The following is a 17,450-nucleotide window of genomic DNA, read 5'->3' as shown; positions in this document are numbered from 1 at the left end:
ATTTTCACAAAATGAGCATTTTGTATCTTTGGTTAGTATAGGATAGGAATAGTCAAATTTATCCAAAATAAAATATTTTATTTTTTATCCATTAAATTTCCTTCTTTGACTAACTTATACTTTATTTATTATTTTAACGCATAAATAGTTAATTAGAAATTTTCTGAATATTTTTTATAAAACTGTATGGCTTCTTTACATTTTTTACATTTAAATTTTACACCCTTAAGTTGAATTTTTGATGAATTCCAAAAGGTACATCATGCATTTGTCCTACGCATTCACATGTATAAAGATAAACTACATTTTCATCATCTTTTTCTTCTTTGACTTCTTCAAAGCTTACTTCCCCATCATCTTCAGAAGCTAAAGAAGATCTTCTGTATTGTTCAACTTTCATATCTTCATAGAGTATATGTTCTAAAAGCAATTTTTTAGAAACTGTGTAAAGCTTCTCTTTTAAATCATTAGTGGTTTTTATGTTTTGTATAAGATAAGACATATCATGAACGATATTTTATACATGATTTTGTGTTCATTTAAACAAGGATAATGAATTTATTGCATATAATCTTCTTCGTTGCTAAAATGTTCTTTTATTATAGTTAAAAAGTTCTATTAAAATTTCTTTTAACTCATCTCTTTGAACAAATTTATAAACCATATTTTCTATTTTTGCTGCAAGTTCAAAAAGTTTTTGGTGTTGAATGTCAATCATTGTGTCATGAATACTGTATTTTTCATTCCAAGTTGGAATTAGTTTATCCAAAAGCACCTTCTTTAATTTTTGTATTTAAAATTAATTTCATATATTTGAGTGAAATATTATATTTTATTAAAATATTATTAATTGAAAATTATTTATTTTATTTATATTTGTATAATATAAAAAATATATATAATTAATATTAAAAATTAAGACTTACTGATTCTAGTATAGAATCAGTAAATAATAATATGTGCAATTTGTGGCCCATGAACACCAAAAATAGTGATAAGTTCTATATCTGCTGTTCTTGAAGGCCCTGCTATAAATAAGATATTAGTAGGTAAGATTTCATTTTCTTTTTTTACCAAATTTAAAGCCTCGCTAAGACTTTTAACAACATTTTCTTTTTTAAGTAGCACTATACAAAGTTTAGGTGCAAGGCTTAGCATTCTAGGTTGAGTTTTGCTTGAAGGTACAAGTGCAACTCCGTGAGAGCTTACCCCTGCTCTTGCATGAATGATGGAAAAATCACTATGAAAAACCTCAGATCTTAAATTTTCGATTTCTTTATCAAAGCAAATCTTTTTTTCTGCTTTGATTTGTTCTAAATTTAAATTTAAATCTAGCCCATAAATCATACTTTTAAAGTCATATTTTGCGATAATTTCATTGATTTTTTCTTCTAAGGTATCTTTTGTAGCATTTTCAACGATGTATTTGTTATCATTCATTTTTTGTTTCATTTCTGCAAGCATATCTTGGGTGGTTTGGATATGTTCTACAGGATCTATACTTTCAATGCGTGTGAACGTTGTTTCTTTGTAAGCTTTTTTAAGATGTTCTAAAATACTTGCTTTACTTTTGCTTGAAATTTCATCGATTTTACTCATAGCTTACTCCTTCTAGTTTTTGCACTTCTTTATAAAGATCCATTTTAATTTGAGGTAATTCTTTAAAAGCGTGCCATTTTTTAATCACAGGTAAAACGCTTGCGAAATTTTGTACCGTCCAGTTGAAATAATGTGCTTTTGAAAGTGAAAAACGCCATTTATTGCCATTGGTTGCGATATTTTTAAATTGTTTAAAAGCAAAGGCTTCTAAGGCATTGCGATGAACATTATTTGCTCCTAAAGGTGGATTTTTACCTTGTCCTATTTTATCACATCTTAATTTGCGAATAAGATCAGCCAAAGGAATTTGCACTGGACAAACTTCAGAACAACGCCCACAAAGTGAACAGAAATTTAAAATATCTCCTGTATGATCTATACCAAAAATATTAGGACTGATTACTTCTCCTATAGGTCCTGGATAAGTGGTTTGATAGGCATGTCCACCGATTTGATCATAAACAGGGCAAAAATTCATACAAGCCCCACATCGAATACAACGCAAAGCCTCATAATAATCCTCATGAGCTAACATTTTAGAGCGATGGTGATCAAATAAAATCACATGCACTTCTTTAGGACCATCTAAATCCCCATTTTTTCTAGGGCCTGTAATGATATTATTATAAGTTGGTATAAATTGTCCTGTGGCTGAAGGAGTGAGTAAAGAAACCATAGTAGCCGCATCTTCAAAGCTTTCCATGACTTTTTCTATGCCGCAAAGTGCGATATGAATATCAGGTGCTGTAGTGCACATTCTACCGTTTCCTTCATTTTCTATAAGCCAAAAAGCTCCTTCTCTTGACATGGCAAAATTGACCCCACTAAGTCCAAGTTTTAAGCCTTCAAAATCTTTTCTTAAATGCTCTCTAGCTACCGCATTTAAACTTTCAGGTTCATTGTTTTCTAAATTCGCTCCTAATTTTTCTTTGAAAATTTCTCCGATTTCATGGCGGTTTCTATGTATAGCAGGTACAACTATATGTAAAGGAGGCTCTTCATTAAGCTGTAAAATAAGCTCTCCAAGATCGGTTTCTATAGCTTTTAAACCTTTTTTTTCTAGGTAGTGATTTAGGCCTATTTCTTCGCTTGCCATAGATTTACCTTTTAAAAGCTTGGTAATATTTTTTTCTTTCATGATTTCATAGACGATTTCACAGACATCTTCATCACTACTTGCCCAATGCACTTTAATGCCATTTTTTGTAGCATTTTTTTCAAATTCTAAAAGCCTTTCTTCTAAACTCATTAAGGCATTGTTTTTAGCTTGTTTAGCTTTAGCTCTTAAACCCTGCCAGTCTTTAAATCTAGCATCAATAACATTGAGTCTATTTTTTTGTAAAGTATGCATGGCAGTCATTAAATTTTCTTGCATTTGCTTGTCATTGAGTTTAATTTGAACGATTTGTTCGTGAGGAATTTTTTGACTCATAGTCTTTCTCCTTCCAAGCGTTTAAGTAAAAAGTCATATAAATGTATGCCTTTTATATCTAAACCCATTCTTTTCATTGTGCCATCTATGTTTAAAAGACAACCTCCATCGCCACTGATGAGATATTTTGCACCGCTATTTTGTATATCTTTAATTTTACTTCTTACCATAGCATTTGAAATTTCAGGCTCTTTTACTGAAAAAGTTCCGCCAAAACCACAACATTCTTCCTCGTATTGAAGTTCTACTAATTCTACATTTTTTAGTTTTTTGATAAGATTTTTACTCGCTTGTATGCTTTTTTGCACTCTTAAAGCATGGCAATTAGAATGCCAAGTTACTTTTATAGGTGCACCTTTATCTTCATAATCTACTTTTAAAACTTCATCAAGGTATTGTGAAAGTTCTATGACTCTAGAGCTAAAATCTTTGACTTTAGAAAATTCAGGTTTGTTTTTAAAAAGTTCTTTATAGTCATGACTCATCATACCCGCACAAGATCCGCTTGGCACAACGATGGGGTAATCTTTATCAAATAAATCCACATTATATAAAGCAATCTCACGACTTTCATCGAAATAACCTGAGTTAAAAGAAGGTTGAGCGCAACAGGTTTGATTTTTTTTAAAAATCACTTCAATACCTTCACGCCTTAAAAGTTTTATTGCATTTAAAACGCTTTGTTGCATAGCAGCACTTCCTAAGCATGTGGCGTAAAAATACACCTTTTTCATGATCTCTCCTTTTGGGATAATTTAGGATAAATATTCTAATCCTATAAAAATAAAAGCAAAGTAAATTTTCCAACAAATATTCTAAAAACGAATATTTGTTGAAGCAAAACTTAAATTTTTTAATTATTTCACTATAACTTCAGGGATGATTTCTTGTAAGAAAAAAGCTATAATGCAAGTCCAAATTCCTATTAAAATAATAAAAGCTACAGAATATTTTAATGTGAATTTGAAAAGATCAGATTCTTTTCCTACAAGCCCAACTGCTGCGCAAGCTATAGCAATGCTTTGTGGACTGATCATCTTTCCAACGACCCCACCTACTGAATTAGCTGCTAAAAATAAAGCTTCACTAACACCTAGTTTTTGAGCACTTACTTGTTGCAAGGTTCCAAAAAGTAAATTAGCACTTGTATCAGAGCCTGTTAAAAATACCCCTATCCAGCCAATGATTGGTGAAAAGAAAGAAAAAGCATCACCTGTATGTGCAAAAGCAAGTCCTAAAGTAGTGCTCATACCACTATTTTTAGAAATAAAAGCAAAAGCCACAACTAAACCTATGGTGATACAAGGTATAGCCATTTCTTTTAAAGTAGCCCAAAAGCATTCTGCTGCATCTTCAGCTTTGATTTTTAAAATAGCTATACTTAAAAAAGCTGCAAGCAAAATCGCTGTTCCTGCTTGAGCTACGGTTTTTCCATTGATTAAATCTATACCTAAAGCCAAAGATAAAGGCTTAGCTTCTCCTATGCCTGTGATAGAAGGGCTTAAAATTCCAGTTGTGATATTGCTAAATTGTAAAGTAATGCTTGTATAGCTTAAAATTCCATCCTTATCAAAGAGAGCTTTAAACCAAGGTTGTGTCCAAATGATAATACAAACAATGAGTAAAATAAAAGGCGACCAAGCTTTTAAAATTTGATTAAAGCTTAGAGTGTTATCTTGAGTGAAATTGCTTTCATTATCAAATCTAAAAATATTTTTTGGTTTCCAAAATTTTAAAAATACAGTTGTAACCGCTAAAGAAACTACAGCTGAGATAATATCAGGTAATTCTGCTCCTAAGTGATTTGAGCTTAAAAATTGAGTAGTTGTAAAACTTAGTGCCGCAACTAAAATAGCTGGAAAAGTTTCTTTAACGCCTTTAAATCCATCCATTAAAAAAACTATGAAAAAAGGTATAGTAAGACTTAAAGGAACTAGCATTCTACCTACCATGGCAGAAACTGAATGCTGTTCTATGCCGACAAGATTTGCCATAGCAATAATAGGAATTCCCACCGCACCAAAAGCAACAGGAGCGGTATTTGCGATAAGACAAAGTCCTGCAGCTTGCAAAGGACGCAAACCAAGTCCTACTAAAAGTGCAGCAGTTATAGCCACAGGGCCACCAAAACCTATAGCACCCTCTAAAAATGAACCAAAACAAAAACCTATTAAAATCACTTGAATTCTATGATCTGGAGTAATACTCATCACGCTTTTTTTAATGATTTCAAAAGAACCCGACTTGATAGAAAGTTTGTAAAGAAAGATTGCCGCAATGATAATCCAAGCTATAGGCCACATACCATTTGTAAAGCCTTGAATAAAACTTGCGCCCACTAAATTCCAAGGCATTTTATAGGCAAATAAAGCTACCAAAGTAGCAAGTATAACAGTTAAAAAACCTGCTTGATAACCTTTAAGTTTTAAAACAACCAAACAAACTAAAAAACATAGTATAGGTAAAAATGCCACTAAAGCACTTAGCCAAATGTTTGAAAAAGGGTCGTAAACTTGTTGCCATGTTAAAATTTGCTCCAATTTTTCCTCCTTGATAATTATTTATGTATAAATTTATTGTAACAAAAAATTAAATTAAAATAAAAAAATTATAGAGTAAAGTAAATTACATTGTGTTATTATTGATTATTTTGTGTATTTTTGTAATATCATAAATATTAAATAAATATAAAAATAGAACAAGAAAAAATCTTATTCTAAAGGGGTAGAAGCTGTTAAAGGTGGAGTTATAATCATTAGTTCGTTTACTTCATAAAAAATTAGGATCTAAGGTGCAAGGGGCTATTCTAAAGCGTTTTTGTGTAGGAATATTTGGATTAAAAAGTTACCATACATTCATCAGATTCCAAAACTAAAGAACAAATTTGCACAGCTGAAGTTGTTGTTGGCATTATAGAAAATACAGTTTCTAGTTTACTATCTTTTAGATTATCTTGACAAGATTTTGCTCCAAAGGTTCCATCTTCTAGGATGGTCAAACAAAGATCGCTTTCTTTTGGATTTGTAAATTGCACATAACCAAAAGGAAGTTCATTAGCTAATTTATCTTTTTGTTTTAACTCATTGCTTAAAACAATTTCTTTAATATTCCAATTTTGATCAATAGGATCTTTTGAGATATCTCTAAAGGCACTTAAAAAAATTCCCGTTTCTAAATTTCTTATAGAAACCATTTTGGTAAAATCTTTCAAATCTCCAGTAGGAGTTGCAAAGGCTAAAGTTATAAACATAAAAAATAAAGCAACAATTTTTTTCATATTAAATGTCCTAAAATTTTCTAAAATTAACTGGAAAATGATCTTAAACTTGCAAGCATCAAAATCACAGCTAAAAGTGGTGGAGTATAGGCTTGTTGTCTGTTTAAATTTCCTGTAATTGCATAATCAATAGTCCCTCCGTTTGCTTGAGTTGCACTAGTTGGAAAAACCACTCTAATTTTATTTGCTAATCCTCTATCCACTGTATTTGTTATAGTAGAAGGATCACGGTTAAAATCCCCTGCTATCATCCAGTTAACTTGAGGTATATTTACAAAATGTGTATTTATGGGCTGTGATAATTGCTCCTACATCTGTTCCTTCATTGGCTAAAACATAGATATTGAAAAAAGCATCACTTCCATCGCGAATTCCTATAATGGGTCTTGAAACTATAGCTAAATTTACACGATTAGCTCCTACATCAACGCGAGAATAATAAATAAAAACCCTATCAGGTCTTGAAAGAGTCCTCAAATTCTACTCATATTCATCAATAGGCGTTCCATCTTGTTGCACATGGCGTCCTGTTGGAGTGGCTATTCTTAGTAAAGTTCCTATTTCTTGTATCATTAAGATATCTAAGGGGTTTGCTCCACTTGCAAGTTGTCTTATTGCATTATTGTTGATGCTACTAGTTAAAGGTGGGGTAAATAGGAGTAATAAGTACTAAATCAGCATTGCTAATTAAACTTGGAATTTCTTGATTAGTAGGAAAAATAGGTTCAAGTCCTAGTTTTAAAGAAAAAGAATTAGTATCTTCAAATTCTCCAAATGAACGCCCCAAAGGATTTACATTTTCAAAATTTAGAAGAACATGCATTAAAGAAAAAAATCATAAAAAAAATAAAAACTTTAATTTTTTGCATTAAAAACCTTGATTATGTATTTAAATTTTTTAAGAAAATAATAACATAATTTTCATTATAATTTTCCGCTTCTTAAAATGTTTTATTTTGTTGTTTTTAAAGGTAGAATTTACATGCATCTTAAACACTTATATTTTAGTATTTCTCAAATTTTTAATTTTTACAAAGAAGGTTTTAAAAATTTAACTCTTGGAAAGACCCTTTGGAAAATTATCTTTATCAAACTTTTTGTTATGTTTGTGATTTTAAAACTTTTTGTTTTTGATGTAAATTTTAATTCTATTTTTAAAAGCGACAAAGAAAAAAGCACTTTTGTACTCAAAAATCTTACACTCGAAGGAAAATAAATGAACGAACTTAATAGCGTTGATTGGTCAAGAGCGCAGTTTGCTTTAACTGCACTTTATCATTTTTTGTTTGTGCCTTTAACCTTAGGCTTATCTTTTATCATTGCTATCATGGAGACTATCTATGTAAAAACTAAAAATGAAAGATGGAAAAAAATCACCAAATTTTGGCTTTCATTATTTGCTATAAATTTTGCTATCGGTGTAGCTACAGGTATTATAATGGAATTTGAATTTGGAACAAACTGGGCAAATTATAGCTGGTTTGTGGGAGATATTTTTGGTGCACCTTTGGCGATTGAAGGTATTATGGCATTTTTTTTAGAGGCTACTTTTTTTGCAGTTATGTTTTTTGGCTGGGATAAAGTAAGTAAGGGTTTTCACTTACTTTCAACTTGGTGTGTGGCTATAGGAAGTAATCTTTCTGCTTTTTGGATTTTAGTGGCAAATGGTTGGATGCAATATCCTGTAGGAATGAGCTTTAACCCTGATACAGCAAGAAATGAAATGCAAAGCTTTTTTGAAGTAGCACTTTCTCCTGTGGCTATTTCAAAATTTTTACATACCATAGGCAGTGGTTATGTGATTTCAGCTTTATTTGTAATAGGAATTTCAGCTTGGTTTATGTTAAAGGGACGCCATATTATCGAGGCTAAAAAAAGCTTAGTTGTAGGAGCTAGTTTTGGTTTGGTTTGTTCAATCTTTTTGTTTTTCAGCGGAGATGAAAGTGCTTACCGTGTAACTCAAACTCAACCTATGAAACTTGCAGCTATGGAAGGGGTTTATCAAGGTGAACATCGTGCAGGACTTGTACCTTTTGGAATCTTAAACCCTAAAAAAACCATAGATAATAACGAAAGTGTGTTTTTATTTGACATTACTATACCTTACGCTCTTTCTATATTAGGAAACCGTGATCCAAATTCTTTTGTACCAGGAATTGAAGATTTAATCTATGGAAATGAAAGCAAAGGTATAGAACCTATGCAAAATCGTATCGATAGAGGAAAAATCGCTATACAAGCTCTAAAAGACTATAAGCTTGCTAAAGAAAACAATGATACAATAGCTATGGCAAATCACAAATCTATTTTAGAAACTCATTTTAAAGATTTTGGCTATGGATATCTAGAAAAACCAAGCGATACTATTCCGCCTGTGGCTTTAACTTTTTATAGCTTTCATATCATGGTTGCTTTGGGAAGTTTTTTCTTTTTACTTTTCATCGTTACTCTTTATCTTACTATGGCAAATGATATTGAGAAATTTAGAAAAGTACTTTGGGTATGTTTATTATCCATTCCATTGGGTTATATCGCCGCTGAAGCAGGCTGGATTGTTGCTGAAGTAGGCAGACAACCTTGGGCAATTCAAGACTTACTTCCTGTACATATCGCAGCAACGCAACTTGGAAAAGTCAATGTTCAAATTTCATTTTGGATTTTTGCAGTACTTTTTACAGCCTTATTGATTGCAGAAGTTAAAATCATACTTACTCAGATTAAAAAAGGTTTTGACGCACATGCAGAGCATACTCCACTTATGGGCAAAGGAGAAAAATGATGTTTTTTGGTTTAGAACTCGAAGGTTTGCAAATTTATTGGTGGTTGATTTTAAGTTTGCTCGGCGGACTTTTAGTTTTTATGTTTTTTGTCCAAGGTGGACAAACTTTAATCGATGAGCTTAGCAAGGATGAGCTTGAAAAAACCATGCTAGTCAATTCTTTAGGGCGTAAATGGGAGCTTGGTTTTACAACTCTCGTACTTTTTGGCGGAGCTGCTTTTGCAGCTTTTCCACTTTTTTATAGTACAAGTTTTGGCGGAGCTTATTGGGCTTGGCTTTGTATTTTATTTTGTTTTATTTTACAAGCTGTGGCTTATGAGTATCGTAAAAAAGAAAATAATGTTTATGGCTCTAAAACCTATGAAATTTTTCTTAAAATTAATGGCTATTTAGGTGTGTTTTTAATCGGAGTTGCAGTAAGTAGCTTTTTTAGCGGTTCCGAATTTATCTTAAATGAGCATAATTTTGTTTCTTGGCAAAATCCTTTGCACGGCTTAGAGCTTTTACTCAATCCTTTTAATTATCTCTTAGGCTTAGCTTTGGTATTTTTAGCAAGGCTTTTAGGCGCAGCGTATTTTATGAACAATATCAATGATGAGAATATCAAAATAAGAGCTATGAAAAAACTTATGATCAATAGCATTCTATTTTTACCTTTTTTCTTAGGTTTTTTAGCGTGGATTTTCTTAAAAGATGGTTTTAGTGTAGATATCAATGGAGTTGTAAGCATGAGTGCGAATTTATATTTATATAATTTCTTAAATCAAATGATTTTTGCTGTTTTGCTTGTTATTGGTGTGATTTTAGTGCTTTTAGGTATGGTTCAAGGAGCAAAAGGTTGCTCTAAGGCTATTTTTACTTTAGGACTTGGAACGGTTTTAATAGTTTTTGCTTTATTATCAAGTATTGGTTTAGGTCAAAGTGCTTTTTACCCATCTTTAAGTGATTTACAAAGTTCTTTAACTTTAAAAAATGCAAGTTCAAGCTATTATACTCTAAGCGTCATGGCTTATGTGTCTTTGCTTGTACCTTTTGTTTTAGCTTATATTATCTATGTTTGGAATGCAATGGATAAGGTAAAAATCACACGCGAAGAAATCGCAAACGATGATCACGCATATTAAGGAGAAAAAATGTTACATGCTTTGTTTTTATTGACTTGGCCTTTAGTAATTTATCTAAGCTATAAATTTATAATGCTAAATATCAATCAATTAGAAAAAGATAGCAAACTATAAAGCAAGATAAGATTTAAACCGATATAAGTATAAATCTTTTCAAAATATTGCAATTTGCCCACTTTTGGGCATCTTTTAATCATAAATCTTTTAAAGCTTCATTAGCAGCATCAAGGGCGTGAATAAGGCTTGTGTCAAAAATTTTGATATTTGTATCATTTTTGGATATTAATAAACCAATTTCAGTGCAAGCTAAAAGCACTCCCTTTGCACCTTTTTCTTGTAATTTTTTTATAATATTTAAATATTTTTCTTTAGATTCTTGCTTGATTTTACCCTTGCAAAGCTCATTAAAAATAATATCATTAACGATTTTTATATCTTCATCGCTAGGAATAATAACGCTAATATTTTCTTCAATAAGCATTTTTTTATAAAAATCCTGAGTCATTGTGTATTTAGTACCCAATAAACCAATTTTTTGTATGTTTTCTTGTTTTAAAGCCTTAGCAGAGCTTTTTGCAATATGCAAAATAGGGATATTTATGTTTTGTTGAATTTCATCAAAAACCTTATGCATAGTATTAGTTGCAATTATTATAAAACTAGCCCCTGCAAGTTCTAATTTTTTAGCACACTGAGTTAAAATTTGCGCAGCTTCTTGCCATTTATCTTGGCTTTGTAAATTTTCTATTTCTTCAAAATTAACACTGTAAAGTAAAATTTTTGCAGAATTTAAAGATTTTAATTTATCATTTATAGCTTGATTTATTGTTTTATAATAAGTAATAGTACTTTCAAAACTCATTCCGCCTATAATACCAATGGTTTTCATTTTTCTCCTTAAAAATTAATTTTTGAGTTGTTTTATTATAATATATTTCATAGAAATACGATTTATTTTTAAATAAATAAATATATTTTAATATTTTTATTAAAATTTAAAATAATTTTTTAAACTATTTTCCAATCTACAGGAATTTTACCAACTTTTTTTAAAAATTTATTAGCCTTTGAAAAATGTTTACAACCTAAAAATCCTGTTCTAGCTAAAGGGCTTGGGTGAGCTGCTTTTAAAATCAAATGCTTAGCATTATCAATCAAAATCTCCTTGCTTTTTGCGTAATTTCCCCAAAGCATAAAAACAAGCCCTGATTTTTCATTGCTTAATTTATGTATTATAGCATCACTAAATTCTTGCCAACCCCACGAACTATGACTAGCTGCTTTATTTGCTTCAACGCTAAGAATAGAATTTAAGAGCAAAACTCCTTGTTTTGCCCAAGAGCTTAAATCTCCGCTTTTTGCTGGAGCGATGTTTAAATCATTTTGCAATTCTTTAAAAATATTATTAAGACTTGGTGGGATTTTTACATTTTTTGGAACCGAAAAACTAAGCCCCATTGCTTGGTTTGGTTGATGATAGGGATCTTGTCCTAGGATAATAATTTTAATTTCTTTTAAGGGACATAAATTAAAAGCATTAAAGATTAAATTTGCAGGCGGATAAATAATTATATTTTGATCAATCGCATTTAGGTATTGTTTTTTGATTTCTAGAAAATATTTTTTTTGAAATTCGTCTCTTAAAAATTCTTTCCAGTCATCATTTATTTTAATCTTATCTATGTTTATTGTAATTTCTTCCATGTTATCCCTAATTATTTAAATTATTAAAAATTTTATTCTAGCAAAAAAAGCTTGCAAAAATATATTAATTTTTTTTGAAGTAAATAAAATTTTTTATATTAATAAAAATTAAATATAAAGACATAATTTAGGATATAAAAATACTTAATTTATTATATTTTGAAAGTATTTTAATTATTAACCAATTATTAACTAAAAATGCAATATCATTATTTTATGATTTAAATCAAAAATTTTTGATTTTAAATTAAAATACTTTTTATGAAAGGTTCAAAATGGGAACAAGAAAAGAACATGATTTTATTGGGGAATTGGAAATCTCTGATGAGGTTTATTATGGAGTGCAAACTTTTAGAGCTGTTGAAAATTTTGATATTTCTCATGATAGATTAAAAGATTTTCCTCGCTTTGTTAGAGCTTTGGCTAGAGTAAAAAAAGCTGCAGCTATGGCAAATCATGAATTAGGTCTTTTGGATAAAAATATCCAAGATGCGATTATTAAAGCGTGTGATAAAATTTTAGAAGGCGGGTATTATGATCAATTTGTAGTAGATATGATCCAAGGAGGTGCTGGAACAAGTACAAATATGAATGCTAATGAAGTTATAGCAAACATAGGACTTGAACTTATGGGTCATAAAAAAGGTGAATACCAATATCTTCATCCAAATGATCATGTTAATTTAAGCCAAAGTACTAATGATGCTTATCCTACAGCTTTACACCTTGCCTTGCATGATTATTTAAGTGATTTGGCAAAAGCTATGGAGCATCTGAAAAAAGCTTATGAGAGAAAAGCTGAAGAATTTAAAGATGTTCTTAAAATGGGTAGAACCCAACTGCAAGATGCTGTACCTATGACTTTAGGTCGTGAATTTAAAACTTTTGCCGTAATGATAGGTGAAGATATACAAAGAGTATTAGAAGCTAGAAAATTGATTTTAGAGATCAATTTGGGTGGAACTGCTATTGGAACGGGAATTAATTCTCATCCTGATTATCCGAAGGTTGTAGAAAGAAAAATAAGAGAAGTGACAGGTTTTGAATATACTGTGGCTGAGGATTTGATCGAGGCGACTCAAGATACGGGAGCTTATGTACAAATTTCAGGTGTTTTAAAACGTGTTGCAACAAAACTTTCTAAAGTATGTAATGACTTAAGACTTTTAAGTAGTGGTCCAAAATGTGGTCTTAATGAGATTAATCTTCCAAAAATGCAACCAGGTAGTTCTATCATGCCAGGTAAGGTAAATCCTGTTATTCCTGAAGTAGTTAATCAAGTTTGTTATTTTGTTATTGGAGCAGATGTAACTGTAACTTTTGCTTGCGAGGGTGGACAATTACAACTTAATGTTTTTGAACCAGTTGCAGCATATAGCTTATTTAATTCTATTGTAATGCTAGAAAAAGCAATGTATACTTTAGCTGATAAATGTATAGATGGTATTACTGCAAATGAAAAAATTTGTTCAGACTTTGTCTATAATTCAGTAGGTATAGTAACAGCTTTAAATCCTTATATTGGTTATGAAAATTCAGCTTCTATAGCTAAAGAGGCAATGAACACTGGAAAAAGAGTGGCTGATATTGCGCTTGAAAGAGGGCTTTTAAATAAAGAACAAATTGATGAAATTTTAACACCATCAAATATGCTAAATCCTCACATGGAAGCTAAAAAATAGCATTTTAGGATTTAATATGGATATAATGATAATTTTGCAAGTAATCGTCCTTCTTGGGGCAATTTTTATCGGTATTCGCCTAGGCGGTATTGCTATAGGTTATGCTGGAGGATTGGGTGTAGTTATACTAGGACTTGTTTTAGGTATGAAACCTGGTAATATTCCTTGGGATGTTATTTTAATTATTGCTGCAGCTATTGCAGCAATTTCTGCTATGCAACAAGCAGGTGGACTTGATTATATGGTAAGGGTGACAGAAAAAATTTTAAGATCAAGCCCTAAATTTATAAATTATTTAGCTCCAGCTTGTGGATGGTTGCTTACAATCTTAGCAGGAACAGGAAATGCAGTATTTTCTTTAATGCCTGTTGTAGTTGATGTTGCAAAATCTCAAAACATAAAACCTAGTGTTCCACTTTCATTAATGGTTGTTTCTTCGCAAATTGGAATCACTGCTTCTCCTGTAAGTGCAGCTGTGGTTTATATGAGCGGCGTTTTAGAGCCACTTGGATGGAATTATCCAACTTTAATTGGAATTTGGATCGGTACAACTTTTATAGCTTGTATGCTTACAGCTTTTATAGTGAGTTTAATCACTCCTATGGATTTAAGCAAAGATAGCGTTTATCAAGAACGCTTAAAAGCAGGACTTGTTAAAGATGCAGGAGCTATTTTACATGGTGAAGATAAACCAGGTGCTAAACTTTCAGTAGGAATTTTCTTGATCACTGTTTTGGCAGTTGTACTTTATGCAACTGCAATTTCAAGTAATATTAAATGGATTGATCCTGTTGTGGTTCCAAGAGATGCAGCTATTATGAGCTTTTTACTTACTGCAGCAACTTTGATCACTTGGCTTTGTAAAGTTGAACCAGGTAAAATTCTTGATACCAGTGTATTTAAAAGTGGTATGACTGCTTGTGTTTGTGTTTTTGGTGTAGCATGGCTTGGAAATACTTTTGTTGCAGGACACGAAGCTTCTATTAAAGAAGTAGCAGGCGACTGGGTTAAACAAACCCCTGCTATGTTAGCAGTTGCATTTTTCTTTGCAAGTATGCTTTTATATTCTCAAGCAGCAACCGCAAAGGCCATTGTACCTGTAATTATCACCGCTTTAGGAATTTCAGCAACAAATCCGCATGATTCTTATATGCTTGTAGCTTGTTTTGCAGCAGTTTCAGCACTTTTTGTGCTTCCAACTTATCCAACCTTACTTGGCGCTGTGCAAATGGATGATACAGGAACGACTAGAATTGGTAAATTTATATTTAATCACTCTTTCTTTATACCAGGAGTTTTAGCTATTGCAATTGCTGTAGCATTAGGCTTTGTATTAGCTCCTATGCTTATTTAAATCAAACCCTAGGTTTTTCTTCTAGGGTGAAAATTTTTTCATTAGTTTTTAAGTATATACTACGCTATAATATTCATTTTTAATTTTCTTTAAGAAAGGAATTTAATGAAGATAAAAGTTGGGTTGATTTTTTCAGGTATTGTTTGCCTTTTTTTAACAGCTTGTGTTAATCAGGTTAAACAAAATACAACATTTGAAAATGCTTTAACACAAAAATATTGTGGTGATGATTTTTTCAATCAAAATTTAGAAAAAATTAAAAAAAATGATGATGTCATTTATACAGGATTAAATGCAGGTTTGATTGCTAGAAATTGTGGTGATTTTAACAAAAGTAATGTATTTTTTGATGCTGTGGAAGAATCTTATAAATATGATGTGGATTTAGAAAATGTAGGCTCTAAAGCAGCTAAATTTGTTGGTACAACCTTGCTTAATGATACTATAGTTGATTATGATGGTTCTTTATATGAAAGAATTATGGTTAATATATATAAAGCTCTAAACTATATGGAAGAAGATGATTATGAAAATGCAAGAGTTGAGTTTAATCGTGCTTTAATGCGTCAAGATAAGGCAAAAGAATATTTTGCTAAAGAAATTGAGAAAAATCGTGCTGATTTAGATAAGGCAAAAGAAGATAAAAATTATGATAAAAATATGAATGAAAACTCAAAAGTTATAGAAGCACAATACGATAACTTATTTAAAGAGTTTGATACAACAAAAAATTTCATAAATCCTTATGCGACTTATCTTGCTTCAATATTTTTCTTTATGGATAAAGATTATAGAAAAGCTGCAGATTTATTTAGAGAAGTAGCTATTATTTATCCAAAAAATAAAACTATCAAAAAAGAGGCTAAAATTTTTAAAGAATATGCCACAAAAATAAAAGTCAAAAAAGCTAAAAAATATGTTTTTGTAGTTTATGAAAATGGATTTGGTGTAGTTAAGGATGAATTTGCTTTAACCTTACCTTTTATAGTGGATAAAAAAATTATTAGCACAAATATTGCTTTACAAACCTTGAAAAAAAGGGAAGCTTCTTTTGCAAATTTAAATATAAATGGTCAAAATACAAATGATTTTGTAGATTTAGACAATATTGTCGCTACTGAATTTAAAATAAATATGCCTGCAATGATTGCTAAAGCCTTAGCTCAAACTATAATTAAAACCACTTTAAATGTAGCTGTTGCAAATAATGACTCTACAGGTGGATGGCTAAGTCTTGCAACAGCAGTAGCAACTGCTGCAACCAACAAAGCTGATGTGCGTTCTTGGAGAGGTTTACCAAAAAGTATTGCCATAGCAACAATAGAAAACGACGGAAATTTAGAAATCAAAGATCCACAAGGCAATATTTTGTTTCAAAAATCATTGGATAAAAATAAAAATGCTCTTGTTGTAGTGCGTTCTTTTGCTCCGTATTTACCTGCAAGTGTTGCTATCATGGAAAAATAAGGCTAAAAGATGAAAAAAATTATTTTATTTATTTTAATGTTTTTACTTAGTGCTTGTGCACCAAGTTATCAAATAAATTCAAATCAAAATACTGTAATTTTAGGTTCAAATTTACCAAAAAGTTTAGTAAAACAATTTCAAAAGCGTATAAATAGCAATGGTTATTTAGAATTTGAAGTGATTTTACGCAGTACTTTTGCTAAAGATGTAATTTATAAAGTAGATTGGTTAGATAAAGATGGTTTTGTGCTAAGAGATGTTTTAAATGAGGATTATCAAGCCCTTAGAATTCCAGCAGGACAAGAGGTAATTCTTCGTAAACTTGCATCTGATACAAGAGCGAAGGATTTTAGATTAGAAATTAAAGCAAAAAATTAATCTCATTTTAGGAAGGATAAATCATGAAAAAAACAAAAATTTTAGGAACAGCTCTTATTGGAGCTTTGCTTTTTAGTGGTTGTGCGCAAACAGCTTATACAGATGGAAAGGCAAGTCAGGTAAAAAAAGGCGATGCTTTAACCTTGGGTCTTGATAGACAAGATTTTGAAAGTGCAGCTGAAACTATGATAAATAGTATGTTAAGCGATCCTGCTTTTGCAAATATTAAACCAGGTACAAGAAAGGTTATTGCTATTGGTAGGGTTGTGAATGATACCCCGCAAAGAATCGATACTGAAAAACTCACCGCAAAAATCACTTCTGCATTAAGAAAATCAGGTAAATTTGTTCTAACTTCGGCAGTTGCTGCAGGCGGAGCGCTTGATAGCATGAGTGAAGATGTAAGAGAATTAAGAGATAATGATGAGTTTAATCAAAAAACCATAGCAAAAAAAGGGACATTGGTATCGCCTGATTTTTCTCTTGCGGGTAAAATTAGACAAGATAATGTAAAACTTAGCAATGGTAAAACTCAAGTAGAATACTTTTTCTTACTAAGACTTACTGATTTAACATCAGGTTTAGTTTATTGGGAAGATGAGCAAACTATTGATAAAACTGGTTCTAGTAAATCAGTTACTTGGTAAAATAAAA

The 17,450-nt window shown here is 30.9% G+C and carries 15 protein-coding genes and 3 pseudogenes; 8 read left to right on the top strand and 10 right to left on the bottom strand.

The genetic code is table 11. From position 1 onward, the window contains the following. Positions 1-152: 152 nt before the first annotated feature. From AJ932_RS10860 to AJ932_RS08885, 8 genes and pseudogenes are all read right to left on the bottom strand, one after another. A pseudogene (locus AJ932_RS10860) lies at positions 153-769 on the bottom strand (bacteriohemerythrin). Between the two features lie 173 nt (positions 770-942). Continuing rightward, positions 943-1,599: a lactate utilization protein C gene (locus tag AJ932_RS08915; protein ID WP_002932947.1), complete on the bottom strand. Its 657-nt coding sequence runs from the start codon at positions 1,597-1,599 to the stop codon at positions 943-945. Then, positions 1,592-3,031 carry a LutB/LldF family L-lactate oxidation iron-sulfur protein gene (locus AJ932_RS08910; protein ID WP_070278759.1) on the bottom strand — a complete coding sequence of 480 codons (1,440 nt, stop codon included), beginning with the start codon at positions 3,029-3,031 and terminating at the stop codon, positions 1,592-1,594. The genes AJ932_RS08915 and AJ932_RS08910 overlap by 8 nt, the downstream gene beginning before the upstream one ends. Continuing rightward, positions 3,028-3,768, bottom strand: coding sequence for a (Fe-S)-binding protein (locus AJ932_RS08905; RefSeq protein ID WP_074470023.1), 741 nt, complete (start codon positions 3,766-3,768; stop codon positions 3,028-3,030). Before AJ932_RS08905 ends, AJ932_RS08910 begins: the two co-directional genes overlap by 4 nt. A gap of 120 nt (positions 3,769-3,888) precedes the next feature. Further along, entirely contained in the window at positions 3,889-5,571 is a 1,683-nt protein-coding gene (locus AJ932_RS08900) for an L-lactate permease (RefSeq protein WP_070233972.1), read from the bottom strand. Between the two features lie 171 nt (positions 5,572-5,742). Beyond that, positions 5,743-6,308 (bottom strand): annotated as a pseudogene (locus AJ932_RS08895) (cytolethal distending toxin subunit A/C). A gap of 10 nt (positions 6,309-6,318) precedes the next feature. Next, positions 6,319-6,926, bottom strand: a pseudogene (locus AJ932_RS10690) (endonuclease/exonuclease/phosphatase family protein); the annotation flags it as partial. Between the two features lie 16 nt (positions 6,927-6,942). After that, the gene (locus tag AJ932_RS08885) at positions 6,943-7,131 is read right to left on the bottom strand and encodes a hypothetical protein (protein WP_002932941.1); all 189 of its coding nucleotides are present in this window, start codon (positions 7,129-7,131) and stop codon (positions 6,943-6,945) included. A gap of 159 nt (positions 7,132-7,290) precedes the next feature. Between AJ932_RS08885 and AJ932_RS08880 the strand changes: the two genes are divergently transcribed. From AJ932_RS08880 to cydB, 3 genes are read left to right on the top strand one after another with little or no spacing between them, the layout of a single operon-like run. Further along, positions 7,291-7,524 carry a DUF4492 domain-containing protein gene (locus AJ932_RS08880; protein WP_002860921.1) on the top strand — a complete coding sequence of 78 codons (234 nt, stop codon included), beginning with the start codon at positions 7,291-7,293 and terminating at the stop codon, positions 7,522-7,524. Beyond that, on the top strand, positions 7,525-9,087 hold the full coding sequence (locus tag AJ932_RS08875; protein WP_070233969.1) for a cytochrome ubiquinol oxidase subunit I: 1,563 nt from the start codon (positions 7,525-7,527) through the stop codon (positions 9,085-9,087). Further along, on the top strand, positions 9,087-10,211 hold the full coding sequence (gene cydB / locus AJ932_RS08870) for a cytochrome d ubiquinol oxidase subunit II (protein ID WP_070276150.1): 1,125 nt from the start codon (positions 9,087-9,089) through the stop codon (positions 10,209-10,211). Before AJ932_RS08875 ends, cydB begins: the two co-directional genes overlap by 1 nt. A gap of 193 nt (positions 10,212-10,404) precedes the next feature. Here cydB and AJ932_RS08860 read toward each other — a convergent pair whose 3' ends face one another. Continuing rightward, positions 10,405-11,100, bottom strand: a complete 696-nt coding sequence (locus tag AJ932_RS08860) for an aspartate/glutamate racemase family protein (protein ID WP_044779849.1) — start codon at positions 11,098-11,100, stop codon at positions 10,405-10,407. Between the two features lie 119 nt (positions 11,101-11,219). Then, a complete protein-coding gene (gene ung / locus AJ932_RS08855; RefSeq protein ID WP_070233966.1) occupies positions 11,220-11,915 on the bottom strand; it encodes a uracil-DNA glycosylase in 696 nt (231 codons plus the stop codon). 275 nt (positions 11,916-12,190) lie between these two features. On the opposite strand from ung, the gene aspA reads away from it, so the two are divergent. The 5 genes from aspA (at position 12,191) to lpoB (ending at position 17,443) form a co-directional block, all read left to right on the top strand. Beyond that, positions 12,191-13,597 carry an aspartate ammonia-lyase gene (gene aspA / locus AJ932_RS08850; protein WP_070278757.1) on the top strand — a complete coding sequence of 469 codons (1,407 nt, stop codon included), beginning with the start codon at positions 12,191-12,193 and terminating at the stop codon, positions 13,595-13,597. Positions 13,598-13,613: 16 nt separating this feature from the next. Next, positions 13,614-14,951: an anaerobic C4-dicarboxylate transporter gene (locus AJ932_RS08845; RefSeq protein ID WP_044779367.1), complete on the top strand. Its 1,338-nt coding sequence runs from the start codon at positions 13,614-13,616 to the stop codon at positions 14,949-14,951. 105 nt (positions 14,952-15,056) lie between these two features. Then, a complete protein-coding gene (locus tag AJ932_RS08840) occupies positions 15,057-16,418 on the top strand; it encodes a COG3014 family protein (RefSeq protein WP_070233964.1) in 1,362 nt (453 codons plus the stop codon). A gap of 9 nt (positions 16,419-16,427) precedes the next feature. Next, positions 16,428-16,796 carry a YcfL family protein gene (locus AJ932_RS08835; protein ID WP_002881373.1) on the top strand — a complete coding sequence of 123 codons (369 nt, stop codon included), beginning with the start codon at positions 16,428-16,430 and terminating at the stop codon, positions 16,794-16,796. A 23-nt stretch (positions 16,797-16,819) separates the two neighbouring features. Further along, positions 16,820-17,443, top strand: coding sequence for a penicillin-binding protein activator LpoB (gene lpoB, locus AJ932_RS08830; RefSeq protein WP_002851945.1), 624 nt, complete (start codon positions 16,820-16,822; stop codon positions 17,441-17,443). The last annotated feature ends 7 nt before the right edge of the window (positions 17,444-17,450 follow it).

The organism is Campylobacter sp. BCW_6873, assembly GCF_001762365.1.
GTDB classification, from domain to species: Bacteria; Campylobacterota; Campylobacteria; order Campylobacterales; family Campylobacteraceae; genus Campylobacter_D; species Campylobacter_D jejuni.
Note: the sequence above shows the minus strand (reverse complement) of the source record. Positions and strands in the feature narration are given on the sequence as shown.

Coding starts and splice junctions, on each gene's coding strand:
- AJ932_RS08915 (WP_002932947.1), bottom strand. CDS start 1,599: ATGAGTAAAATCGATGAAATTTCAAGCAAAAGTAAAGCAAGTATTTTA.
- AJ932_RS08910 (WP_070278759.1), bottom strand. CDS start 3,031: ATGAGTCAAAAAATTCCTCACGAACAAATCGTTCAAATTAAACTCAAT.
- AJ932_RS08885 (WP_002932941.1), bottom strand. CDS start 7,131: ATGCATGTTCTTCTAAATTTTGAAAATGTAAATCCTTTGGGGCGTTCA.
- AJ932_RS08880 (WP_002860921.1), top strand. CDS start 7,291: ATGCATCTTAAACACTTATATTTTAGTATTTCTCAAATTTTTAATTTT.
- AJ932_RS08875 (WP_070233969.1), top strand. CDS start 7,525: ATGAACGAACTTAATAGCGTTGATTGGTCAAGAGCGCAGTTTGCTTTA.
- cydB (WP_070276150.1), top strand. CDS start 9,087: ATGTTTTTTGGTTTAGAACTCGAAGGTTTGCAAATTTATTGGTGGTTG.
- AJ932_RS08860 (WP_044779849.1), bottom strand. CDS start 11,100: ATGAAAACCATTGGTATTATAGGCGGAATGAGTTTTGAAAGTACTATT.
- ung (WP_070233966.1), bottom strand. CDS start 11,915: ATGGAAGAAATTACAATAAACATAGATAAGATTAAAATAAATGATGAC.
- aspA (WP_070278757.1), top strand. CDS start 12,191: ATGGGAACAAGAAAAGAACATGATTTTATTGGGGAATTGGAAATCTCT.
- AJ932_RS08845 (WP_044779367.1), top strand. CDS start 13,614: ATGGATATAATGATAATTTTGCAAGTAATCGTCCTTCTTGGGGCAATT.
- AJ932_RS08840 (WP_070233964.1), top strand. CDS start 15,057: ATGAAGATAAAAGTTGGGTTGATTTTTTCAGGTATTGTTTGCCTTTTT.
- AJ932_RS08835 (WP_002881373.1), top strand. CDS start 16,428: ATGAAAAAAATTATTTTATTTATTTTAATGTTTTTACTTAGTGCTTGT.
- lpoB (WP_002851945.1), top strand. CDS start 16,820: ATGAAAAAAACAAAAATTTTAGGAACAGCTCTTATTGGAGCTTTGCTT.